The sequence below is a fragment of the Phocaeicola fibrisolvens genome (assembly GCF_025567125.1).
Taxonomy (GTDB): Bacteria; Bacteroidota; Bacteroidia; order Bacteroidales; family Bacteroidaceae; genus Phocaeicola; species Phocaeicola fibrisolvens.
The window spans coordinates 1-20,888 of the sequence record NZ_JAOQJI010000038.1 but is presented as its reverse complement, the minus strand read 5'-3'; the positions used below and the strand labels follow the sequence as shown (position 1 = coordinate 20,888).

16 protein-coding genes and 2 rRNA genes are annotated in these 20,888 nt (G+C 46.4%); 3 read left to right on the top strand and 15 right to left on the bottom strand.

All coding sequences use genetic code 11. The features are described 5' to 3' along the window. Positions 1–14: 14 nt before the first annotated feature. The 4 genes from OCV81_RS13445 to OCV81_RS13430 all read right to left on the bottom strand — a co-directional run bounded on the left by OCV81_RS13445 (position 15) and on the right by OCV81_RS13430 (position 4,343). A complete protein-coding gene (locus OCV81_RS13445) occupies positions 15–1,553 on the bottom strand; it encodes a glycine--tRNA ligase (protein WP_148330500.1) in 1,539 nt (512 codons plus the stop codon). Positions 1,554–1,661: 108 nt separating this feature from the next. Continuing rightward, on the bottom strand, positions 1,662–2,459 hold the full coding sequence (locus tag OCV81_RS13440; protein WP_148330498.1) for an MBL fold metallo-hydrolase: 798 nt from the start codon (positions 2,457–2,459) through the stop codon (positions 1,662–1,664). Beyond that, positions 2,456–3,481: a UDP-N-acetylmuramate dehydrogenase gene (murB, locus tag OCV81_RS13435; protein ID WP_148330496.1), complete on the bottom strand. Its 1,026-nt coding sequence runs from the start codon at positions 3,479–3,481 to the stop codon at positions 2,456–2,458. Before murB ends, OCV81_RS13440 begins: the two co-directional genes overlap by 4 nt. 4 nt (positions 3,482–3,485) lie before the next feature. After that, positions 3,486–4,343 carry a DUF4348 domain-containing protein gene (locus OCV81_RS13430; protein ID WP_148330494.1) on the bottom strand — a complete coding sequence of 286 codons (858 nt, stop codon included), beginning with the start codon at positions 4,341–4,343 and terminating at the stop codon, positions 3,486–3,488. A 145-nt stretch (positions 4,344–4,488) separates the two neighbouring features. Between OCV81_RS13430 and pheS the strand changes: the two genes are divergently transcribed. Both pheS and OCV81_RS13420 read left to right on the top strand, forming a co-directional pair. Then, entirely contained in the window at positions 4,489–5,508 is a 1,020-nt protein-coding gene (gene pheS, locus OCV81_RS13425) for a phenylalanine--tRNA ligase subunit alpha (protein ID WP_148330492.1), read from the top strand. A 134-nt stretch (positions 5,509–5,642) separates the two neighbouring features. Beyond that, positions 5,643–6,842, top strand: a complete 1,200-nt coding sequence (locus OCV81_RS13420) for an MFS transporter (RefSeq protein ID WP_148330490.1) — start codon at positions 5,643–5,645, stop codon at positions 6,840–6,842. Between the two features lie 9 nt (positions 6,843–6,851). Here the strand turns inward: OCV81_RS13420 and OCV81_RS13415 are convergent, their stop codons facing one another. Further along, positions 6,852–7,895 carry a DUF3352 domain-containing protein gene (locus tag OCV81_RS13415; RefSeq protein ID WP_262640368.1) on the bottom strand — a complete coding sequence of 348 codons (1,044 nt, stop codon included), beginning with the start codon at positions 7,893–7,895 and terminating at the stop codon, positions 6,852–6,854. 167 nt (positions 7,896–8,062) lie between these two features. Continuing rightward, a complete protein-coding gene (locus OCV81_RS13410) occupies positions 8,063–8,887 on the bottom strand; it encodes a tetratricopeptide repeat protein (protein WP_148330486.1) in 825 nt (274 codons plus the stop codon). Between the two features lie 112 nt (positions 8,888–8,999). On the opposite strand from OCV81_RS13410, the gene msrA reads away from it, so the two are divergent. Then, a complete protein-coding gene (gene msrA, locus OCV81_RS13405; protein WP_148330484.1) occupies positions 9,000–9,485 on the top strand; it encodes a peptide-methionine (S)-S-oxide reductase MsrA in 486 nt (161 codons plus the stop codon). A 64-nt stretch (positions 9,486–9,549) separates the two neighbouring features. On the opposite strand, the gene leuB is transcribed toward msrA, so the two are convergent. The 9 genes from leuB to OCV81_RS13360 all read right to left on the bottom strand — a co-directional run. Continuing rightward, positions 9,550–10,611, bottom strand: coding sequence for a 3-isopropylmalate dehydrogenase (gene leuB, locus OCV81_RS13400; RefSeq protein WP_148330482.1), 1,062 nt, complete (start codon positions 10,609–10,611; stop codon positions 9,550–9,552). A gap of 12 nt (positions 10,612–10,623) precedes the next feature. After that, positions 10,624–12,156, bottom strand: a complete 1,533-nt coding sequence (locus tag OCV81_RS13395) for an alpha-isopropylmalate synthase regulatory domain-containing protein (RefSeq protein WP_148330480.1) — start codon at positions 12,154–12,156, stop codon at positions 10,624–10,626. 18 nt (positions 12,157–12,174) lie between these two features. Next, positions 12,175–12,771, bottom strand: a complete 597-nt coding sequence (gene leuD / locus OCV81_RS13390; protein ID WP_148330478.1) for a 3-isopropylmalate dehydratase small subunit — start codon at positions 12,769–12,771, stop codon at positions 12,175–12,177. Positions 12,772–12,783: 12 nt separating this feature from the next. Then, positions 12,784–14,181, bottom strand: a complete 1,398-nt coding sequence (gene leuC / locus OCV81_RS13385) for a 3-isopropylmalate dehydratase large subunit (RefSeq protein ID WP_148330476.1) — start codon at positions 14,179–14,181, stop codon at positions 12,784–12,786. A 17-nt stretch (positions 14,182–14,198) separates the two neighbouring features. Continuing rightward, positions 14,199–15,695 carry a 2-isopropylmalate synthase gene (locus OCV81_RS13380; protein WP_148330474.1) on the bottom strand — a complete coding sequence of 499 codons (1,497 nt, stop codon included), beginning with the start codon at positions 15,693–15,695 and terminating at the stop codon, positions 14,199–14,201. Between the two features lie 312 nt (positions 15,696–16,007). Beyond that, a complete protein-coding gene (gene pncB / locus OCV81_RS13375; protein WP_148330472.1) occupies positions 16,008–17,180 on the bottom strand; it encodes a nicotinate phosphoribosyltransferase in 1,173 nt (390 codons plus the stop codon). A 28-nt stretch (positions 17,181–17,208) separates the two neighbouring features. Next, entirely contained in the window at positions 17,209–18,537 is a 1,329-nt protein-coding gene (locus OCV81_RS13370) for an alpha-L-fucosidase (RefSeq protein ID WP_148330470.1), read from the bottom strand. A gap of 203 nt (positions 18,538–18,740) precedes the next feature. Beyond that, positions 18,741–18,851, bottom strand: a 5S ribosomal RNA gene (rrf, locus tag OCV81_RS13365). A 153-nt stretch (positions 18,852–19,004) separates the two neighbouring features. Continuing rightward, positions 19,005–20,888 (bottom strand): 23S ribosomal RNA (locus OCV81_RS13360); the annotation flags it as partial.

Genomic DNA, 20,888 nt, shown 5'->3' with positions numbered 1-20,888 from the left:
AATTTACTTTGTGATTACAGGGCCTTCAGCAAACTGGTAATGCTGACTTTATCTGCAATGATATTATTCAAATCTGCAATCGCCACACGTTCCTGTTCCATGGTGTCACGGTTACGCAAGGTTACGCAGTTGTCTTCCAATGTCTGATGATCGACAGTCACACAATACGGAGTACCGATGGCATCCTGACGACGGTAACGCTTTCCGATAGAATCTTTTTCATCGTACTGGCAGTTGAAATGGAATTTCAGGTCATCGATAATTTCGCGGGCCTTTTCAGGCAGACCGTCTTTCTTGACCAACGGCATGACAGCCAGTTTCACCGGTGCCAAAGCAGCAGGCAACTTCAATACCACACGTGTTTCGCCGTTTTCCAGCTTTTCTTCGTGATAAGCGGCACTCATCACGCTCAGGAACATACGGTCCACACCGATAGAAGTTTCGATGACATACGGAGTATAGCTTTCGTTGATTTCCGGATCGAAATACTTGATGCTCTTGCCAGAGAATTTTTCGTGCTGGCTCAAGTCGAAATTGGTACGAGAATGGATACCTTCCACTTCCTTGAAACCGAACGGCATCAGGAACTCGATATCGGTTGCTGCATTGGCATAGTGAGCCAGCTTTTCGTGGTCGTGGAAACGATAGTGGTCATCGCCAAAGCCCAGTGCCTTATGCCATTTCAAACGAGTCTCTTTCCATTTCTTGAACCATTCGAGTTCGGTTCCCGGTTTTACAAAGAACTGCATTTCCATCTGTTCGAACTCACGCATACGGAAAATGAACTGACGGGCCACGATTTCGTTACGGAAAGCCTTACCAATCTGAGCGATACCGAACGGAATCTTCATACGTCCTGTCTTCTGTACGTTCAAGTAGTTCACGAAAATACCCTGAGCGGTTTCCGGACGAAGATAAACCTTCATGGCACCGTCGGCAGTAGAACCCATTTCGGTGGTAAACATCAGGTTGAACTGACGCACTTCTGTCCAGTTCTTTGTACCTGAAATCGGACATACAATCTCTTCATCCAAAATAATCTGACGAAGTTCTGCCAGGTCGTTGGCATTCATTGCCTTGGAATAACGTTCGTGCAACGCATCGCGTTTGGCCTGGTGTTCCAGCACACGCGGATTGGTGCTGCGGAATTCAGCTTCATTGAAAGCATCCCCGTATTTCTTGGCAGCCTTGGCTACTTCCTTGTTTATCTTTTCGTCGTATTTGGCAATCTGATCTTCAATCAAAACATCGGCACGGTAGCGCTTCTTGGAATCACGGTTGTCAATTAACGGGTCATTAAAAGCGTCCACGTGTCCGGAAGCCTTCCAAATGGTAGGATGCATGAAAATTGCAGAATCGATACCTACGATGTTCTCATGCAGCAACACCATGCTCTGCCACCAGTACTGTTTGATATTGTTTTTCAGTTCCACACCGTTCTGACCGTAATCGTATACGGCGCCCAGTCCATCATAAATTTCACTTGACGGGAATACAAAACCATATTCTTTACAGTGTGAAACAAGTTTCTTGAAAACGTCTTCTTGTGCCATTTTTCCTATTATTTTGATTTTTTCTACTTAAATGTCTACTTAATAGGGCACAAAGATACAGATTTATCAACAAAAAAGCACCATAGGTATATTAATTTATCTTATGAGTCACTTCATCTTGCCGCTCTCATCCACCTCAAGCTGAAGTCCGTCGTAGGTCAGACAGGCGTTTTCCGGCAATTGTGCCTGCACTTTCGCATGCAACCCAATCTGATGACTCATGTGAATGAAATAAGTTTTTTCGGCATGGATGCGCTGCGTCTGTTCCAGTGCCTCGGATAAAGACTGGTGTGTCCAATGAGGCTCAATTCGCAAGGCATTCATCACCAGAAGCTTCAGGTCTTTCAGGCAGTCATAGCTTTCTTCCGGCATTCTCGACATGTCGGTAATCCAGGCCATCGGACCGATACGGAATCCCATGATGGGAAGTTGCCCATGCATCACGCGGAAAGGCATGACTTCCACTTCATTCCCTTCCAGGCTGGATACAGTGAAAGGTACCCCTTCTTCTATGTAGTGCAAAGGGATGTGCGGTACACCCGGATAAAGATTCTCGGCAAAACAGTAGGGCATCCGGTTTTTCAGGCGTGTGGCTGTATATTCCTCGGCATACACCGGTATGTCCCGGAAACGGCAGAAAGGCCGCAAGTCATCCAGTCCGCCCACATGGTCATAATGCTCGTGTGTAATCAATACTCCGTCAATCGGGTGGTAATCGTTCAAGCGGATCATCTGCTCCCGGAAATCCGGGCCACAATCAATCAGGATACGTACCCCGTTTACCTCAACCAGTCCCGAACAACGCAACCGGTTGTCATGCGGATCCCTGCTTGTACACACCTCACACGTACATCCCACCTGTGGTACACCTGTCGAGGTGCCACTACCTAATATTGTGACCTTCATTGCTTTTCTCCAATAAAATTAACTTCCGGACAAATGGTAATACCAAATTTCTCTTTCACCGAACGGACTATCGCTTCTGCCAGCCGGACCACCTCTTCTCCGGTGGCCCCACCCAGATTCACCAGCACCAACGCCTGTTTGTCGTGCACTCCCGCCCGGCCCAAGTGTTTCCCCTTCCAGCCGCAACGGTCAATCATCCATCCGGCAGGAATTTTCACCCGGTTTTCATCCACTTTGTAGTGAGGCATATCCGGATAGACTTTACACAAGGCTTCGAACTGTTCCACCGACACAATGGGATTCATAAAGAAGCTACCGGCATTCCCGATTTTTTCCGGGTCGGGAAGCTTGGCCTCCCGGATACGTATGATGATTCGTCGGAGAACAGCCAAAGAAAGTATCCCGCCCTCTTTTTCCAATTCGGAACGGATGTTCCCATAATCCAAATGATACACCGGATGTTTTTTCAGGCGATAAGTAACATAAGTGACGATATATTTTCCTTTCAGTTCCTGCTTGAAGATGCTTTCACGATACGCATAACGGCATTCTTCGTTCGTAAACACCCGTAGTTCGCCGGTAGCGACAGAAACCGTCTCGACAGCCACAATCAAATCTTTCGCTTCTACCCCATAGGCCCCGATGTTCTGCACCGCAGACGCACCTACCTCACCGGGTATCAAGGAAAGATTCTCTGCTCCATACCATCCTTTCTGTACGGTATAATCCACCAGGTCATCCCACACTTCACCGGCTCCGACACGCAGGTCCACAAAATCCTCTGTTTCCTGCACCACTTGCATGCCTTTAATGCCGGAATGCAACACAGTTCCCGAATAATCGGACACAAACAGCAGATTGCTTCCTCTTCCTACGTGCAAAAGAGGCGCATCCTTCTCCTGCCGTCCGTTCAAGAAACACTGCAGTTCATCCACTGATTCATATTCCACGAAACGAGCCGCCTTTACATCCATTCCGAACGTATTATAAGGAAGCAATGAATAATTTGTAAAGTCCTTCATATCGTCAATCGCTCAAATCTTCAAATCGCATCAGTTTCCATACCCCTCCGTAGCGTTCAAAATACAGGGTATTACTGAAACCGTTGCCAAATCCTTTAAATTCCACGACTTTATAGTCTGAATGTATATTCTCGGGCTGACCGTAATGCACATTGGTCATGCGTCCCTTCATCATCGGTGGACGGAAAGCAAACCATTGCCCCTGCTCCAAAGTTGTTTCAAGTATCTGAAACTCATCCTCCGGATCAGCTGTCACAAACTTCAACGGATCGTGCAAACGTTCTTGCTGAAACAAGGAATCCCGTGAAAACCGCTCATAGAAAGCATAGAAATCTTCCTTTCCATCTTCTTCGTTCGGCAATTTTTCCACATTGATGGCCTCCAAAAACCAGGAATCTTTTTTCCGCTGAAAATAATAACGCTTGATTCTTCGGTCTGTCAGAAAAATCCAGTCGACTTGCACACTATGCAGACTGGTATCCTTTTCGATTTCCATATCTTCTTCTTTATCGAAAAGGACGGTATAGGCCGGCTCCCGACTGAACAAGGGATCAAACTTCCAGTCTGCCTTCTGAATACGTGTCACTTGTTTCCCTTTATACAAAGAAAATGGAAACACCACACGCGTCCGCTGAAACGCCTCATCGGAAGCGAAATTATAAAAGAAATCGGCAAAACTTTCATCTGCTGCTGCAGGAACCTGTTCCTCTACTACCACGGTTGAGTCCTGAATGGAATCCGGATGTACTTTTATAGAATCAATTTGTTCAGTCAATGCGGCGAAAGGATCTGCCTTTTTCTTTCCACCACCGCACGATGCCATCAGCATCAGCAAACAGCATCCAATGATTAGTCTTTTCATTTGGTTTCCTCAAATATCGCCGCAAAATTACCTTTTTTTTCTTTTCATTATCTATGAAACAAGAGTTTTCTTTTTTATTGAATGAAAAACAGAATTTTTCAGTTTAAATCCTTACCTTTGCAAACAAAATAATTAAAGAAGAGATATGTTAGCAAAAATAGAACAGTTGCTTCAGGAAGTAAAAGGACTCACAGCACAGAATCCAGAAGAGCTGGAAGCTTTACGCATCAAATACCTGAGCAAAAAAGGTGCCATCAATGCACTGATGGCTGACTTCCGTAACGTACCTGCAGAACAGAAAAAAGAAGTAGGTATGAAATTGAACGAGTTGAAAAATCTTGCACAAGAACGCATTGCTGCTTTGAAAGAAACATTCGAGAATCAGGACAACAGTGCTGCCGAACTGGATTTGACCCGTACAGCCTACCCTATCAAACTCGGTACACGCCATCCGCTGACAATTGTACGCAACGAAATTATCGATATCTTCGGCCGTATGGGCTTTACCATCGCCGACGGTCCGGAAGTTGAAGACGACTGGCATGTGTTCTCTTCCATGAACTTCCCTGAAGACCATCCGGCACGCGACATGCAGGATACTTTCTTCATCGAAACCCATCCTGACATCATCCTCCGTACGCACACTTCATCCGTACAGAGCCGCGTAATGGAAGTGTCACAACCGCCTATCCGCGTAATCTGCCCGGGACGTGTGTACCGTAATGAGGCAATCAGCTACCGTGCTCACTGCTTCTTCCACCAAGTAGAAGGTCTGTACGTAGACAAGAACGTTTCTTTCACCGACCTGAAACAGGTGCTGCTGCAGTTCGCACAGGAAATGTTCGGCCCGGACACGAAAATCCGCCTGCGTCCGTCGTACTTCCCGTTTACGGAACCCAGTGCAGAAATGGATATCAGCTGCGACATCTGCGGTGGCGAAGGCTGTCCGTTCTGTAAATATACCGGATGGGTAGAAATCCTTGGATGCGGTATGGTAGACCCGGCAGTGCTGGAAGCCAACGGCATCGACAGCAAAGTGTACACAGGTTATGCTTTCGGTATGGGAGTGGAACGTATCACGAACCTGAAATACAAAGTAAAAGACTTGCGTATGTTCTCCGAAAACGACACACGCTTCTTGGAAGAATTCGAATCAGCCAACTGATTCTTGATTTTCCATACGCTATCATAATAAAAACACGGATTACACCGGAAAAAGTGGAAAGGGAATTTCTCTGACTGCATCCTGTGTAATCCGTGTTTATCTATATACACCTTAATAATTACTCTCCTCCGAATATGCCAAAAGATAAACTGGTCACGCCGAGTTTCTGCGCCATCCTGGCAGCTAATTTTCTGCTCTATTTCGGATTCTGGCTACTGACGCCGATTCTTCCGTTCTATCTGTCGGAAGTATTCCATACCTCACACACTACTATCGGAATCGTCCTTTCCTGCTATACGGTTTCTTCCTTGTGCATCCGTCCGTTTTCCGGTTATTTTCTGGACACGTTTGCCCGCAAACCTTTATACCTGCTGGCTTACTTCATCTTTACGCTGATTTTTGCCGGATACATGACTGCCACCGTATTGACCTTGTTTATCATTTTTCGTGTCGTTCACGGTTTTTCCTTCGGAATGGTGACCGTAGGTGGCAACACCCTGGTCATCGACATCATGCCTTCTTCCCGACGAGGAGAAGGATTGGGGTACTACGGACTGACCAACAACATCGCTATGTCTATAGGGCCGATGTTCGGCTTGTTTCTGCATAGTGGAGGGGCTTCCTACACCACTATCTTTTCGTATGCACTCGGCTCGTGCGTCTTAGGCTTCATTGCTGCCTGTATCGTACGCACTCCCTACAAAGCCCCCGTGAAACGTGCTCCTATTTCACTCGACCGTTTTATCTTACTCAAAGGACTTCCTGCCGGTCTCAGTCTGCTGCTGCTCTCCATTCCTTATGGAATGACCACCAACTACGTGGCCATGTACGCACAAGAAATTGGCATTACTACAGAAACGGGATTCTTTTTCACTCTTATGGCGGTAGGAATGGCTGTCAGCCGATTGTTTAGTGGAAGACTGGTAGACAAAGGACTGGTAACCCAAGTCATCGCCGCAGGATTATACCTGGTCAGTGCCTGCTATTTCGCTTTGACAGCCTGCGGATGGCTCGTAGAATGGAGCCTGAGAATAACAACAATCATTTTCTTCCTGATTTCATTGCTGCTGGGCATCGGATTCGGAACCATGTTCCCGGCTTACAATACCTTGTTTGTGAATCTTGCCCCAAACAACCAGCGAGGAACCGCTACCAGTACCTATCTGACCTCATGGGACGTCGGCTTGGGAATCGGAATGCTGACCGGAGGATACATCGCAGAAATAGCCACTTTTAAAATGGCCTACCTGTTTGGAGCTTCATTGACCGTAGTTTCCCTGCTTTATTTTCATTTTAAGGCAGGTCCTCATTTTGAAAGAAACAAGCTCAGATAAAATTTAAAATCAATCCTTATAAGTAAAAACAAAGATATGAGAGAGACGATTGCCTACCTCAGTAAGCTGTACCGACAAGATAAAAGGACGGAATAAATCTGAATGACGGATAATAAACGGTGGCAAATAGGAAGCATATTTTTCTGGAGAAATATAAACCTTATCCATATCCGCTACCATAATATAACAAGCTTCACGTGACAAGTTGGAAACGCACTCGTCAAATAAGGAGTGAGAAGGAGAAGCCGCCACACGGGATATATACGAATCAACTTTCTCCGTACCTGCTACAACCAGCAAACTGTCCGATTCTTCCGTAACAGGCAATGCATGGATTCCTTCCAGTGTCCGCTCCATACAAGAAGAAGATGCATACATTTGCCCACTCAAATAAAAGACTTCACTATTCAAATGGATGTCATATTCACTCCAGCTGTGACAATCTTCCCGCGACAATAAAGGAATAGCAGATGTTCGACCATAAATCGTAATAAAATTAGCTGCTTTAGGCTGATGAATCGCAGCAAAAACCGAATCATCGCGCAAAGACTTTTGGTCTTTTACGGCATCAATGACCTGTTCTATCAACTTCTTCTGATAGCTGACAACCACTAGGCCATCGGTTGTATATACCGAAAGATATTTAGTAGAACTAATTGGATAAATTTCTATTTTCTTACCTCTATATGACTCTTTTTTGGGAACAAAATCAGCCCCATATTTACCTTTTACTGCCTCAATCAGCTGACGTTTTCCTTCTTTTCCCATCCGAAAATATGCAACGACATCCATTGCCGTATAAGGACGGTGAAAACTCATCACCACATAATTCATCTGATACGACAAGCCATGCGCAGCCTCAGAAGAATATTGGCTCAGGTCTGTCAATATATCATTAATCAAACCTGCCCGGTGAAGAGTATCCAGTTGAGAAGAATAAGCCATCTGAGAAAACGCATGCATGAAATTATCAATATTATCCGTCTCCAGTATGCCAGCACAATCTTCAGGAACAAATTCAAAAACATCTACACTGTTTTCCTTGTCGGCCATACTCAAACGGGCAAAACCATAGAAGGCAATCCCGATACAAAACAGTACCACAGAAAGTACAACTCCTAATTTTATGACCGAACGAATTTGCATTGTTATACGATTTTACGCAAAGATAGTAAAAACTTTTAAAAAAAGTACAAACAATAACGAAGGTTTTTATACAATTATTTGCACTGCTTCAATTTATCTGCCAATTCCACACGAGAGACACCCAAAGTCATCGCTTTTTCGTATGCCTCACGAGCCTCTGACTTCTTTTTTAATTCCAGACAAATGTCACCTTTCATCACATAGGATGACGCATCCTGAGAATCCAGTTTCAACACCTCTTCCAAATCGAATAGAGCTGCTTCCAATTGCCCATGCTCCCATTCCATATTCGCACGCATTTTGAGTACAGATACGTCTTTCGGGTAATCCGACACCAAACGATTCATTTCATCCATTGCCGATTGAACGCGCCCCTCCTTTTCATCCAGCATGGCCAGCCCCATACGGGCCGTTTTGTTTTTCACATCCTGTTCCAGCACTACATTATAATCAATCCGCGCCTCCTTATATTCCCGCCGCTGCATGTAAATATATGCCCGAAACAAACGTGCCTCCAAATTTTTCGGTAAAAGATCAACCACATTACAATAATCCAAATAAGCCTTTTGAGTCAATCCTTTTTCCAGATAGAGAGCCGCCCGGTTCAATAACATCGTAGTTGAATAAGGAATTATATTCAAAGCTAACGTATACGATTCAATGGCCTCATCCGTCTTTCCCAAGCGCTTTTGAACGGTTCCCAGATTGGAAAAAAGCAACGCATTCCGGGCATTGTTTGGTTCCAGTTTCAATGCTTGCCGAAAAAGCTGTTCAGCCTGTACCAAGCTGTCCTTCTTCACACAATTCATTGCCAGCTCTACTATTTCATTATACGACTGCGCCTGCAAAGTACACACAGACGAGAATATACTACACAAAATAAAAACTAAATATTTCATTCCTTATTTCTTTGAATTGATGCGAAGGTAGCATTTCTAAACCGAACAAAGAGATATTACAATATTTTTTTGTAAGTTTGAACAATCATTTATACATAAAAACTAGAAAATTATGAAAACCGAAAAAGCGATTTTTGCCTGCGGATGCTTTTGGGGCGTACAACACCAGATGGAACGTGCCGCAGGAGTGATACGTACCACCGTAGGATATACAGGAGGACACAAGGAAAACCCTACTTACCCGGAAGTGAAAGCTCATACCACCGGACATGCAGAAGCCGTACTTGTGGAATACGATGCCGCACAGACCACTTATACTGATTTATGCAAATTGTTTTTTGAGATTCACGATCCGGCACAGACCGACGGACAAGGCCCGGATATTGGCCCGCAATACCGCAGTGAGATTTTCTATCTGAACGACGAACAGAAGCAACAGGCTGAAAAAGTCATTCAGATTTTGAAAGACAAAGGCTATGAGGTACACACCCGGCTTACCCCTGCCACCACCTTCTGGCCCGCAGAAGAATACCACCAACATTATTATGACAAGACCGGCGGAGAGCCCTATTGCCACATCCGGGTCAAAAAATTCTAAGACAAAAAAGAGGGAGCTTCCACGCGGAAAATCCCTCTTTCTATTTCTTTTCGGCTCAATCCTATCAAGCCTTCTTGATGTAATCTACAATCCAGGCACCCACTTCTTTCGTGCCGTATTTGGCTCCACCTTCCACTTGAATTTCCGGTGTACGCACATTGGCATCCAATGAAGCGTCTACTGCCCGACGAATCAGTGCGCCTTCTTCCTTGCAGTTGAAATATTCAAACAACATGGCAACCGACAGAATCTGTGCCAACGGATTGGCAATGTTCAAGCCCTTTGCCTGTGGCCAGGAACCATGAATCGGCTCGAATACAGGAGTGCTTTCACCGGTAGAAGCAGAAGGAAGCAAGCCCATTGAACCGCTAATGACAGAGCCCTCATCGGTCAGAATATCTCCAAATGTATTTTCCGTCACCATGACATCAAAGAACTTCGGTTCTTGAATCATCTTCATGGCTGCATTGTCTACAAACATATAATCGGTCGTCACTTCCGGATACTGAGGAGCCATCTCCTGGGCAATCTGACGCCACAAACGGGAAGAAGCCAACACATTGGCCTTATCTACTACCGTCAGGTGTTTCCGACGTTTCATGGCATATTCAAAACCTACCTTCAAAATACGTTCGATTTCCGGACGAGTGTACATATTGGTATCGTATGCCTTGTCGTTGTCCTGGTATTTTTCGCCAAAGTACATACCGCCTGTCAGTTCACGGATGCAGAGGAAATCAGCCCCATCCACCAATTCCGCCTTCAACGGAGATTTGTGAACCAAGCATTTGAAAGTCTGTACCGGACGGATGTTCGCAAACAATCCCAATTTCTTACGCATGGCCAGCAAACCTTGTTCCGGACGTACTTTCGCCGTAGGGTCATTGTCGAATTTCGGGTCACCTACCGCCGAGAACAGAACCGCATCGGCATTCTTACAAATCTGGTAAGTTTCTTCCGGGAACGGATCACCTACTTCATCAATGGCATGAGCTCCGCAAAGTGCATATTCATAAGTTACTTTGTGGCCGAATTTTTCACAAACGGCCGTCATTACATCTACTCCCTGTACAGAGATTTCCGGTCCGATTCCGTCACCGGCTAATACTGCTATTTTAAAATCCATAATCAGATACGTTTAATTTAAATCTTCTATCAAGTTCAACATTTTAATCGTAGCCTTGATGGCTGCTTCCGTCTGGTCGGCATCAAATCCGCGGGTACGAAACTCCTTATCCTCGTAATTCCATGTAATCACGGTCTGCACAAAGGCATCGGTCCGTCCGCCCGGCGGAATGGTCACCGCATAATTCACCAGCATCGGGAACTTGCGGCCCAGCGTATTCTTATAAATCTTACGCAACGCACGCACGAAAGCGTCATACTGTCCATCACCGGAAGAGCTTTCCTGATAAGTCTTTCCATCAATCTCAATGCTCAACGTAGCCATCGGTTTCAGTCCTTGAGCCAAAGTGACAAAATAGCTGAGCAATTTCACCTTGTTCTGTATCCCGTCGTGCTTGAGCACATCACTAATGATATATGGCAAATCTTCCGGAGTAACCTGCTCCTTACGGTCGCCCAACTCAATGATGCGGTTGGTCACCTTCTTCATCGATTCTTCATCCAGCTCAAGACCCAAGCTTTCCAGGTTTTTGCGGATATTGGCTTTTCCGGAATTCTTTCCTAAGGCATATTCCCGTACACGCCCGAAGCGCTCCGGGAGCAAATCGTTGAAGTACAACTTGTTCTTATTGTCTCCATCGGCATGTACGCCTGCCACCTGTGTAAAGACACTTTCACCCACAATCGGTTTGTTGGCCGGAATCGTCACACCGGAATAAGACTCTACCACGCGGCTTACGTCGTTCAACCGGCTCTCGTCAATGCGGGTAATCGCATGAAAATGATCTTTCAAGATGGCCTGCACACTGGCCAACGGAGCATTTCCAGCCCGTTCACCCAATCCGTTGATGGTGGTATGCAATCCTTTTACTCCACTCAGCACAGCTGCCAGCACATTGCTCACGGCCAAATCGTAATCATTATGGGCATGAAAATCGAAATGCAGGTCAGGATACCGCTTTTTCATCTTGCGCATGTATTCAATCACCTGCAACGGATTGAGGATTCCCAATGTATCCGGCAACATAAAGCGCTTGATACCACTGTCCTTCAAATCGTCCATCAGCTCAAACACATACTCAGGAGAGTCCTTGATTCCGTTACTCCAGTCTTCCAAGTACAGATTGACATCCATGTCCTTCGTCAAGGCATAATCCACCACCTGGTGGATATCAGCCAGATGCTCCGAAAGCGTCTTTTTCAACTGATAACGGCAATGCTTTTCCGAGCCTTTTGCCAGCAGATTGATAACCCGGCATCCTGCACGATGAATCCAGTCTACAGAAACGGTTCCGTCCACAAAACCCAGCACTTCCACCCGCTGCAACAGGCCACGGCGTGCCGCCCAGTCACAAATCATTTTTACCGCGTTGAACTCACCATCCGACACACGGGCAGAAGCCACCTCTATCCGGTCCACTTTCAGGTCTTCCAGCAGCAGACGCGCTATCATCAGTTTCTCATGAGGCACGAACGATACGCCGCTGGTCTGTTCACCGTCGCGCAACGTCGTGTCCATTATTTCTATTCTCGGATGATTATCCATACTCTATGCTTCCGCCGATTAGTTACGTGCCTTTTCGAAGGCTTCTATCTTATCTTTATTCTCTACCAAGAAATCGATGTCGTCCAGTCCGTTCATCAGACAATGCTTCTTATAGGCATTGATTTCAAACTTTTCAGACTTACCGGTCGCTTTATTGGTAATAGTCTGCTCAGGCAGATTTACTTCTACTTCTGTTTTCGGATCGGCATAAATCGAGTAAAACAATTCTTTCAAGAATCCCTCACTTACCACCACCGGAAGCACGAAGTTGTTCAATTCATTGTTCTTGTGAATGTCGGCAAAAAAGCTGGACACCACCACTCTGAAACCATATCCGGCAATCGCCCATGCCGCATGTTCACGGCTGGAGCCACTACCGAAATTCTTTCCGGCCACCAGAATCTGTCCACTGTACTTCGGATTGTTCAACACAAAATCCTTGTTCAACGAACCATCCGGATTGTAACGCCAGTCGCGGAACAAATTGTCACCAAAAAACTTTTCATCACGGGTCGTCGCTTTCAGAAAACGTGCCGGAATAATCTGGTCCGTATCCACATTTTCCAAAGGCAAAGGAATACAAGTACTTGTTATGATATTGAATTTCTGTTTCATGACACTCATTTTTTACATTAACGTTCTCGGATCTGTTATCACACCGGTTACGGCAGCGGCTGCCGCTGTCAACGGACTGGCCAGCAACGTACGGGAACCTGGTCCCTGACGCCCTTCAAAATTACGGTTGCTGGTAGACACGGAATACTTTCCTGCCGGAATCTTGTCGTCGTTCATGGCCAGACAGGCACTGCATCCCGGCTGACGGATTTCAAAACCCGCTTCTTCCAGAACTTTATCCAGTCCTTCCTGCCGAATCTGTTCATCCACCATCCAAGAACCCGGCACCAGCCATGCAGTAATATGGTCTGCTTTCTTACGTCCTTTCACGATAGAAGCGAAAGCCCGGAAATCCTCAATACGTCCGTTGGTACAAGCTCCAAGGAATACATAGTCCACTTTTTTACCCAGCAGACTCTCTCCCGGCTGGAAGCCCATGTAATGCAAGGATTTTTCAAAGGAACCTTTTTCCACGTCACTCATTCCTTCCGTAGTCGGAATATGTGCGGTAATCGCCATACCCATACCCGGATTGGTACCATAGGTAATCATCGGCTGGATATCTGCCGCATCAAAACGAACCTCCTTGTCGAACACGGCATCGTCATCGCTCTTCAACGTCTTCCAATAAGCCAATGCCTTGTCCCATTCCGCTCCTTTCGGCGCATATTCACGACCTTTAATGTATTCGAAGGTCACTTCGTCCGGCGCAATCATTCCTCCACGGGCCCCCATCTCGATAGACAAGTTACACAGGGTGAGACGTCCTTCCATGGTCAGGCTGCGGATAGCTTCACCGGCATATTCCACAAAGTAACCTGTGGCACCACTGGTCGTCATCTTCGACATCATATACAAGGCTACATCCTTGGCTGTCACACCTTTTCCCAACTTGCCGTCAATCGTGATACGCATGGTTTTCGGACGAGCCTGAAGGATGCACTGCGAAGCCATCACCATTTCCACCTCACTGGTACCGATTCCGAAAGCAACCGCTCCCATTGCACCGTGAGTAGAAGTATGTGAGTCACCACAAACAATGGTCATGCCCGGAAGGGTCAGTCCACGTTCCGGACCTACCACATGGATAATACCGTTCTTCTTGTTCATCATTCCGAAATGCGTCAACCCGAAATCGGCTGCATTCTTGGCCAGCGCATCCACCTGTGCCTTTGAGACCGGATCTTCAATCGGCTTGTCTTGGTCATGCGTCGGCGTATTGTGGTCCGGCATACAATAGATGCGTTCCGGACGGAAACATTTCAATCCACGGGCACGCATCCCGGCAAAAGCCTGCGGACTGGTCACCTCGTGACAATACAGACGGTCTATATACAATTGGGTAGGTCCGTCTTCCACCTTCTGCACCACATGTGCATCCCATATCTTGTCAAATAACGTATTAGCCATAAAAATATCTCGTTTAATTATTTTCTGAATTTATTGATACAATCGATGTATGCCTCTACCGAAGCGGCAATAATGTCAGTGTTGGCTCCGAAACCATAGTACATCTGGCCGTCGTATTCCACCTGCATGTGTACCTTACCAACATCATCACTACCTTTACTGATGGCCTGAATAGTAAATTCCTTCAAGGTCATCTGACGCTTGATAATCTGTTTCACGGCCTTGATGGCTGCATCCACCGGTCCGTTACCCGTAGCGGCTGCCTCAAAATGTTCGCCACTGATATTCAATCCCAGACTGGCCACGGAACGGACTCCTACTCCACTGGTCACCTGCAAGTATTCCAGTTTGATATGATGGTTCACATTGCGGTCGGCTCCAGCCAATACCAGAATATCGTCATCCGTAATATCTTTCTTCTTATCTGCCAGCTTCAGGAAATCCTCATACACCTTGTCCAATTTCTCCTGCGTCATTTCTACGCCCAACACATGCAGACGATGTTTCAAAGCCGCACGTCCGCTACGTGCCGTCAATACAATCGCATTGTCATCGATACCCACATCTTTCGGGTCGATAATTTCGTAGGTCTGTGCATTCTTCAGCACTCCATCCTGATGGATACCGGAAGAATGAGCAAATGCATTACGTCCCACAATGGCTTTATTGGGCTGCACCGGCATGTTCATCAAACTGGAAACCATGCGGCTGGTAGGATAGATTTTCTGCGTGTTGATGTTCGTATCGATATGGATGTCGTGGTGACAGCGAAGAATCATGGCTACTTCCTCCAGCGAGGTGTTACCGGCACGTTCTCCGATACCATTAATGGTCACTTCCACCTGACGGGCTCCATTCAACACACCGTTAATGGTGTTAGCTGTGGCCATTCCCAGGTCATTGTGGCAGTGAGTAGAAATAATGGCTTTGTCTATTCCGTCCACATGCTCCATCAAGTACTTGATTTTTGCACCGTATTCATCCGGCAAGCAATAACCAGTCGTATCCGGAATGTTTACCACTGTAGCTCCTGCTTTGATAACGGCTTCCACCACACGTGCGAGATATTCATTCTCCGTACGTCCGGCATCTTCGGCATAAAACTCCACGTCTTCTACATAACGTTTCGCATATTTCACCGCATTGACAGCCCGTTCAATGATTTCTTCACGAGTAGAATTAAATTTATATTTGATATGTGAATCAGATGTACCGATACCCGTATGGATACGTTTGTGTTTGGCATACTGCAACGCCTCGGCAGCCACGTCGATGTCTTTCTGTACGGCACGTGTCAACGCACAAATGGTCGGCCAGGTCACAGCTTTGGAAATTTCAATTACCGAATTGAAATCTCCCGGACTTGAAATTGGAAATCCAGCCTCGATTACATCTACTCCCAAAGCTTCCAGCTGTTTGGCAACCTGAATCTTTTCAACCGTATTCAACTGGCATCCCGGTACCTGCTCCCCATCGCGGAGCGTAGTATCAAAAATAAATAATCTGTCACTCATAATAGTATCTTTTTTATTTCCTATAATCCTAAAAAAAAGCCTTTCGCACAAGGAAGTGAGAAAGGCTTTATATGATATTGTTTTTACATCAGCATGCACGCGACTCACTTCCCACCGGGCTTTCCAGCAGATTAATCAGACCGCATAGCAAAATATGTAAAAACATAGTGTTCATTTTCAGAATCTTTTTATTCGTTTCTTTTTTGTTGCTGCAAAGGTATACAATATTTTGAAATAAGAAAATAAAAAGAAAGTTTTTTCAATATTTAAACAACAAATTCACACAAACACATGCAATAGGGTGTAAATCTATCATTCAGAAAGCAAACGCAATTCGTGCAGACAGGCTTCTACTTCGGTCATGCTTCCCATGTGCTTACCCATATCGTCCGACAACTTTACGCACTCACGCCATTCTTGGTTCATGGTCATCTTGCAGCGTGACAGCTTCATGACAATATTAGAAGGCTGATAACCTGTGTCATTCGTCAAATTGGTACCAATGCCGAACGAACAGCGTATTTTACCTTGGCAATACTGGAATATCTTCAGTGCTTTTTCAAAGTCGAGCGCATTACTGAAAATAATGGTTTTGGTAGTCGGGTCAATCCCCAGTTCCTTGTAGCGGGCAATCAGACGATCAATAAACTCATATTCGTTGCCGGAGTCGCAGCGTACGCCGTCAAACAGCTTCGCCTGTTTCCGGCTGAAGTTACTCAAAAACGAATCGGAAGTATAGGTATCCGACAGGGCTGTACCCAAATCTCCATCGTACACATTTACCCAATTTTCTAAGGCCATGTAATTGGCATGCTTGTAACCGAACTGTGCTCCATGAAACATGAACCATTCATGCGGATGCGTTCCCATAGGCAACATCCCGTATTTCATGGCCAGGTAACAATTGGAAGTTCCCGTACAATAACGGGCATGTTTCTTTAAGTACTCCACCACCAGTTTCTGCACGTCAAATGAGAAACGGCGCCGTGTACCAAATTCAGAGAAAGGCATCTGATGGGCGTTCGACAGTTCCACCTTTCCCGCCAACTTGTCCAGAATAACCTGTTTGTCCGGCATACGGTTCAGGAACTGATTTTTAATCTCCGATACGATAGCCAATAGGGGGACTTCATACAATGTTACCTTATATAAATAATCCGTAACGGACATTTGCAGATGATGCTGCTCATCCAGCCAGACTTCTATCTTATTGGGGTCGAAACGGAAAGACGATAGCCATTCCCAATACACTCTCGGAAGGAAACGACAATGAGAAGTCATATATTCCAGTTCCTCCGGTGCCAGTTTCACCATTTCCAGGTTATGGATTTCATTCTTCAACGCCTCCAGAAAACCTTCCGTATATTCCGTGTCGTCTCTATCCTTGAACGTAAAGGTTCCCATAGCGTACGGGAAGAGCTTGATATAGGCGTATGAAGTCGTAAACTTATATAAATCAGTATCTAAAATTGTTTTTATCACCATGGCATTCTATTTTTTATTGCAAATATAATTATTCCTTTAATTTCAACGCGACAATACAATCCACAGAAGGCTCCAAATTTTCAGTATGTAACACAATGCCCCCTTGAATTTTTTCCCATTTCACCTTCTCTCCGGTATGAAATACATTAGAAGAAAGAACTTTCTCCGTCAGAGGCAACGTCACAAACTGGGGCATTTCATCCGTCAGCAGATGCACGTAAAGCATGTTTCCCTTCCGGGTAGTCGTGCCCCATGAGGCAGTCATCACGTTTCCAGCTGCAGTGCCATAGATGGTATCCCCGTTTTCCGACATCCACTTTCCGACCCCTCTCAGCCGTTCAACGGCCACCGCCGGAAGTTCTCCATTAGGCTGTGGGCCAATGTTCATCAGCAAATTGGCCCCCTTCCCTGCCGCACGGACTAACAGACGGACCAATTCCGTAACCGACTTGTAATTCTGGTCTTTTATCTGATATCCCCACATACCATTCATTGTTTCACAAGTTTCCAAAGGCAATCGCCCTACCACAGACTCACCGGAGAAGCCCGCTTTATTCTCACCGGGCAAGTCTCGCTCAAACATCTGGAAGTCCTCTCCGGGATAAGGTGCCTTATGATGATTGTTGCCAATCAGGCAGGCCGGCTGTAATTTATGAATCAATGCGTACTGTTCATCCAGCTTCCAGTCGAATCCGTCAGGCTGATCCCACATTCCGTCAAACCAAATTGCTCCAATCGGACCATAATTGGTCAGTAACTCCGTCAACTGATGATTCATGAACTCATAATAAGTAGCCCATTCCCCGTGCGAAGTACGGCCAGTTCCGTGTCCCGTTCTTCCCAAAGGATAGTAGTCCTCTCGTGTCCAATCCAGATGGGAATAATATAGATGCAACTTGATGCCCTGCTTCTGACACTCTTCAGCCAATTCCTTAATAACATCCCGTTTGAAAGGTGTCGCATCCACCACGTTGTAATCCGAATATTTTGTATGAAACATGGAAAACCCGTCATGATGACGGGAAGTAATGCAGATATACCGGGCACCAGAAGCCTTGATAGCCGCGACCCACTCATGCGCATCAAATCGGGAAGGATAAAAGCCAGAGGCCACTTTTGCATATTCATGACAGTCGATGTTATCGTTATTCATGTACCATTCTCCTTGCCCGAACATACTGTAAATTCCCCAATGCAGAAAAATGCCGAACTTATTATCTTGAAACTCTTTTCGCGCCTGCAAATTCTCCGACGAAGGAAGATACACTGTATTCTCAGCATGTACACAGAAAGCGGACGCACTCAACAATCCCCCGAGACAAATGGCTCTCAAAAAATGAAAGGTGTGTGTTTTCATATTCATCTGATCAATTAAAAAGAATATTCGCTTTGATTCTCTTTTCCAAAGATACGAAAACCACTCGCAGGGACAAACAGAAATACTGATTTTCTGATTCGACGCCCCCAAAGCAGATGCCAATTTATTTAAAAGTATTACTCCCCGTTCCCTTACGGGCACAAAAAAAGCCCCGAGATATTGCTATCTCGAGGCTCTCTGTAAAACGGCGACTACCTACTCTCCCACTTGTACGCAGTACCATCGGCGTGGCGAAGCTTAACTTCTCTGTTCGGAATGGGAAGAGGTGGAACCTTCGCGCCATAGTCACCTTAATATCCTTTCAATTAATAATGAAAAATGAATAATGAACAACGTACCCATTTTCCTTATCAATCATATTTTATCATGACTTACAAGCAAGCAATCCCAGCACTCGGCTGAACGTATATATCATCCTTCGATGTTTTCCATCCGCCCGGCGCGGATAAGGAAAGCTGACGGGCAATTAGTAATGCTCGGCTTTGCTGTCTCCAGCTTTACACCTGCATCCTATCAACGTTGTCGTCTTCAACGACCCTGAGAAATCTAATCTTGTGGCCGGCTTCGCACTTAGATGCTTTCAGCGCTTATCCGATCCCGACTTGGATACCCGGCGATGCGCCTGGCGGCACAACCGGCAAACCAGAGGTCGGTCCAACACGGTCCTCTCGTACTAGTGTCAGAGCCACGCAAATTTCATACGCCCACGATAGATAGAGACCGAACTGTCTCACGACGTTCTGAACCCAGCTCGCGTGCCACTTTAATGGGCGAACAGCCCAACCCTTGGGACCTTCTCCAGCCCCAGGATGTGACGAGCCGACATCGAGGTGCCAAACCACTCCGTCGATATGAGCTCTTGGGAGGGATCAGCCTGTTATCCCCGGAGTACCTTTTATCCTTTGAGCGATGTCCCTTCCATTCGGAAACACCGGATCACTATGCTCTAGTTTCCTACCTGCTCGACCTGTCTGTCTCCCAGTCAAGCGCCCTTCTGCCATTACACTCTGCGGACGGTTACCGATCGTCCTGAGGGCACCTTTAGAAGCCTCCGTTACGCTTTTGGAGGCGACCACCCCAGTCAAACTACCCACCAAGCAATGTCCTCCTGCCAGGAGTTAGAACTCAAACAAACGAAGGGTCGTATTTCAACAGCGGCTCCACGAACACTGGCGTGCCCGTCTCTCAGCCTCCGACCTATCCTACACATCGCGTGCCCAAATTCAATGCTAAGCTATAGTAAAGGTTCACGGGGTCTTTTCGTCCCATCGCGGGTAATCGGCATCTTCACCGATACTACAATTTCACTGAGCTCACGGTTGAGACAGCGTCCGGATCATTACACCATTCGTGCAGGTCGGAACTTACCCGACAAGGAATTTCGCTACCTTAGGACCGTTATAGTTACGGCCGCCGTTTACTGGGGCTTCAATTCAATGCTTCTCTTGCGATGACATCTCCTCTTAACCTTCCAGCACCGGGCAGGTGTCAGGCTGTATACCTCTACTTTCATATTCGCACAGCCCTGTGTTTTTGTTAAACAGTTGCCTGGACCTATTCTCTGCGCCCTCCCATTTCTGGGTAGGGACCCTTTATCCCGAAGTTACAGGGTCAGTTTGCCTAGTTCCTTAACCGTGATTCACTCAAGCGCCTTAGTATATTCAACCCGACTACGTGTGTCCGTTTGCGGTACGGGTACCTCTGAAGTTATGTTTAGCGGATTTTCTCGGCAGTCTGCTTACCCGCACTATCGCCGCTTCCCGAAGGAGTTGGCGTACTATCAGGTTCGGCTCTTTCCGTGGATTTGCCTGCGGAAATCAAAACCTACACCCTTCAACCGGCTATTCCGTCAGCCGGCGGCGGTGTCACTGCTGCTTCCCCACGTCACCCTCAAAGGTAGTAACGGAATATTAACCGTTTCTGCCATCGGCCTCGCCGTTCGGCTGAGCCTTAGGACCCGACTTACCCTGATCCGATTAGCGTTGATCAGGAAACCTTAGTCTTTCGGCGAGGGGGTTTCCCACCCCCTTTATCGTTACTTATACCTACATTTGCTTTTCCATACGCTCCAGAATGGCTCACGCGGTGAAGCCCTCGCATCCAATCAGTCGCTCTACCTCACATCAGTAACCCGCGAGGCTGCACCTAAATGCATTTCGGGGAGTACGAGCTATCTCCAAGTTTGATTAGCCTTTCACCCCTACCCTCAGCTCATCCAGAAGCTTTTCAACGCTTATTGGTGCGGACCTCCATCTGGTGTTACCCAGACTTCATCCTGGCCAAGGGTAGATCACTTGGTTTCGCGTCTGCCGCATCTGACTCGACGCCCT